This is a genomic window from Streptomyces sp. WAC05292, from assembly GCF_003949955.1.
GTDB classification, from domain to species: domain Bacteria; phylum Actinomycetota; class Actinomycetes; order Streptomycetales; family Streptomycetaceae; genus Streptomyces; species Streptomyces globosus.
This window is the reverse complement of the sequence record NZ_RPSE01000519.1, coordinates 1-3,524: the sequence shown is the minus strand read 5'-3', so window position 1 is coordinate 3,524 and position 3,524 is coordinate 1. Positions and strand designations below refer to the sequence as shown.

Sequence of the window (3,524 nt, the reverse complement as noted above, 5' to 3'; positions counted from 1 at the left end):
GAGCCGCCTACGGCGCCGCCGCGCCCGCCCTCCAGCCGCCGCCGTTCGCCGCCCGCGCCGGCGCCGTAGGCGGCTCACCGGTCCGGGAGATCCTCGCCCTCACCGAACGCCCCGGCGTCGTCTCCTTCGCCGGCGGCCTGCCCGCACCCGAACTCTTCGACACCGAAGGGCTGCGCGCCGCCTACGACGCCGCGTTCGCGACCTCTGCCGCGCGGGCCCTCCAGTACTCCACCACCGAAGGCGCACCCGAACTGCGCCGGGCCGTCGCCGCACGGGCGACCGGCCGCGGTCTCGCGACCACCGCCGACGACGTCCTCGTCACCACCGGCTCCCAGCAGGCGCTGACCCTCATCACCGCCACCCTCGTCGAGCCGGGCGACACCGTCCTCGTCGAGAACCCCACCTACCTCGCCGCCCTCCAGGCCTTCGGCCTGGCCGGAGCCCGCGTCATACCCGTGCCCTGCGACGAGCAGGGCATCCTGCCGGACGCCTTGGAGGAGATCGTCCGCCGGGAGCGCCCGAAGCTCCTGTACTGCATCCCCACCTTCCAGAACCCCACCGGCCGCACCCTCCCCGCCGCCCGCCGGGCCGCGGTCGCGCAGGTCGCGGCCCGCCTGGGCCTGTGGCTGGTGGAGGACGACCCGTACGGCGACCTCCGCTTCGAGGGCGACGAGGTGCCGTGGCTCGCCGCGCACCCCGGCGCGGAGGACCGCACGGCGCTGCTGGGCAGCTTCTCGAAGATCATGGCGCCGGGGCTGCGCCTCGGCTGGCTCCGCGCCCCGGCCGCCTTGCGGCGGGCGGCGGTCGTCGCGAAGCAGGCGGCCGACCTGCACACCTCGACGGTGGACCAGCTGGCCGCCGCCCACTACCTGTCCGCCGCCGACCTCGACGCCCACATAGCCACGGTCCGCGACGCCTACCGCATCCGCCGCGACGCCCTCCTGGCCGGCTTGGGCGAGGCGCTCCCGGAGGGCTCGGAGTGGAACCGCCCGGAGGGCGGCATGTTCGTCTGGGCCCGCCTGCCGGAGGGTTACGACGCGACGGCCTTGCTGAAGCGCGCGGTGGCGAAGGACGTCGCGTTTGTGCCGGGCGCACCCTTCTATACGGGCACCCCGGATGCGCGGACGCTGCGCCTGTCGTTCACGACGCACACGGCGGAGGAGATCGCGGTGGGCCTGGAACGGCTGAGGGCGGCGGCGGGCTGAGGGGGACGGTTGTACGGGAGTCCCGGGCTCGGGGTCGGCGGTCGGCGGCGGGGTGAGGACGGCGGCAGCCGACTACTCGGGCCGGAAAGCGACGGGGTGGTGGCGTAGCCGGTAGCGGATCAGCCGGCATCAGGGGTGGTGCTGGGGGTGTCCCCGGCAGTTGATGGTGTCCGGGGCGTGCCGGTCCCTCAAGGGCGCTCCCTCCGGTCGCGTCGCTGCGCGATGGCCCTTGCGGGCCCCCCTTGACAGACCGACCCGCCCCGGAGGCATTTTTTCTGCCGGGACGCCCCCAGGGAAACGGCCAGGGGGGACGAAGACCACAGGGGTTCGTCAGAGCCCTTGCCCTCCCGCTCCGGCAGCCGTGTCCTGTCCCCCCGGCATCAGCAGCCCCGGCGGCGGAAGCCGCGTGGGCTCTGATGTCGCGAAACGATGCCCAGAGCATCATCCGGAGACAGGAGCGCCCCAGATCGCTACGTGGGCAACCTCGGCTCAGCGACTGACCGCCGTCAACGGCTGGGAGGCGCGACGGATCGCTACAGGCGCGCCCTCGGTTTGGCGGCTGGCGGCCGTCATGGCCGGGCAGCGCGACAGATCGCCATGGAGGTGCCGTCGGTTCGGCGGCTGACCGCCGGGTCCCGGGTACGGGCTTGCTGTCGCCAGACGCCGGTATATGAGGAGCGTGGAGCACGTAGGTGGCGCTTCGCCGCCCCGACGGCCTCCGGCCGCCGAGAGACGAGTGCCAGGCAGCGAGTTGGTGCGCTTCGCTGCCCCGGGACGGCGGCCGGGCGCCGGTATGGAAGGAGAGGGCAGCGAGGTGTGGCGCTTCGCGGCCACAAGCGGCGGCCGGACGCCGAGCAGACAGGGGTGTATAGCGATCTGCCGCGCCGCCCCTGCCCCGGACGGCCGTCGGCCGCCGAAAGAGCCGGGCCGCGTAGCGATCTGGGGCGCTCCTGTCGCCGGATGACGCTCTGGACATCGTTTCGCGACACCAGAACCCACGCGGCTACCGCCGACGGGTCTGCTGATGCCGGTGGGGCTGGATACGGCCGCCGGGGCGGGAGAGAAAGCTCCCTGATGCGCCCGGATGCCTCACGTTCCCTCCAGGCCATTCCCCTGGGGGCTTCCCGGCAGCTTGTTGGCATTCCGGGGCGGGACGTCCTGTCAAGGGTGGCCCGCAAGGGCCATCGCGCAGCGACGCGACCGCAGGGAGCGCCCTTTACAGGACGGCCCGCACCGGAAGGACAATCGGCTGCCGGGACACCCCCAGCACCACCCGACCCCGAGCCACATGGCTCCCGACCATCCGGCTCCCGCCGCCGCCTTCCAGACCCCGCCTCCCCGTCGTCACTTCGCGGCGCCGTCCGTATAGCGGGGGAGGCCGTTGGTGGGGATGGTCCAATCCGCGATCGTGACGTCTTCGCCGTACACGAAGTCCTTGCGTGTCGCGTACCTGGGGCCTGCTGGCGTGGTGTGGATGTCACTCATCACCGCGCCTGTGCCGGTACGCGGGTCGAAGACCGCGTACACGGGGATGCCGAGCAGGGCGTAGTCGCGCATCTTGCCGATCCAGTCGTTGTCCGGATTGGAACGGGAAACGACCTCGATCGCGGCGATCACCGTGCGCGGGTCAAAGGAACCTTCGCCCTGCATGTCTTCGAATGCGATCACCATGACGTCGGGGTGTCGCATGATGCCCTCGGGCTCGTCCTCCACGTCAGGTGTTCCCACGTGCGCCCACAGGCCGTCCGGCATCGCCTTCTCCAGGCGCCGGCTGACCAGCCCTGCCGTCACCTCGTGCGGCCGTCCAGGGGCCATCATGTCGTGGACGATCCCTTCCTTGGTGATCTCGAGTTTGCCGGGAACCACGTCCTCGATCCGGTCGATACCGTCACGCATGGCGCGGTAGAGGGCGTTGCCGTTCCGGGAGGCGTCAGGCGCGATGGTCATGGTGGCTCCTCGTCCGTGGCCGTGGGCCCGAGTCATCACCTTCATGCTAGGCAGCTCCTTCTGCGCGCACCCCGCAGCCGCTTCGTGTACCGCCCGCGGCTCGTCCGTCCGCGCGCCTGCAGTCGCCGCATCTGCCCGGGGTCGGGGAGCGGAAGACGCGGCCGCAGCCGTCGCAGTCCTGGAAGGGGTCCGGGCGGGGACCCCGGCCCCGCAGGCCGGGCCGGGGGCGCGCCTGGGGCGGGAGGAGTTCGCGGAGGCGGTGGGCGATCACCGAGGGTGGGTGACGCAGGTCCGGTGGCAGGCCGGTGGAGAGTGCCAGGGAGATCGCCTCGGGTGGGGCGCCGCGCTCCAGCCAGCCGACGGTGCCGGGGG

The 3,524-nt window shown here is 72.7% G+C and carries 2 protein-coding genes; one reads left to right on the top strand and one right to left on the bottom strand.

Features of this window, described 5'->3' with window-relative positions; all coding sequences use genetic code 11:
* A partial coding sequence (locus EF903_RS30305) for a PLP-dependent aminotransferase family protein (protein WP_260616132.1) occupies positions 1–1,205 on the top strand: 1,205 nt, incomplete at its 5' end.
* 1,344 nt (positions 1,206–2,549) lie between these two features.
* Here EF903_RS30305 and EF903_RS30300 read toward each other — a convergent pair.
* Entirely contained in the window at positions 2,550–3,152 is a 603-nt protein-coding gene (locus EF903_RS30300; protein ID WP_125548189.1) for a Uma2 family endonuclease, read from the bottom strand.
* Positions 3,153–3,524 lie beyond the last annotated feature (372 nt).

Coding starts and splice junctions, on each gene's coding strand:
- EF903_RS30300 (WP_125548189.1), bottom strand. CDS start 3,152: ATGACCATCGCGCCTGACGCCTCCCGGAACGGCAACGCCCTCTACCGC.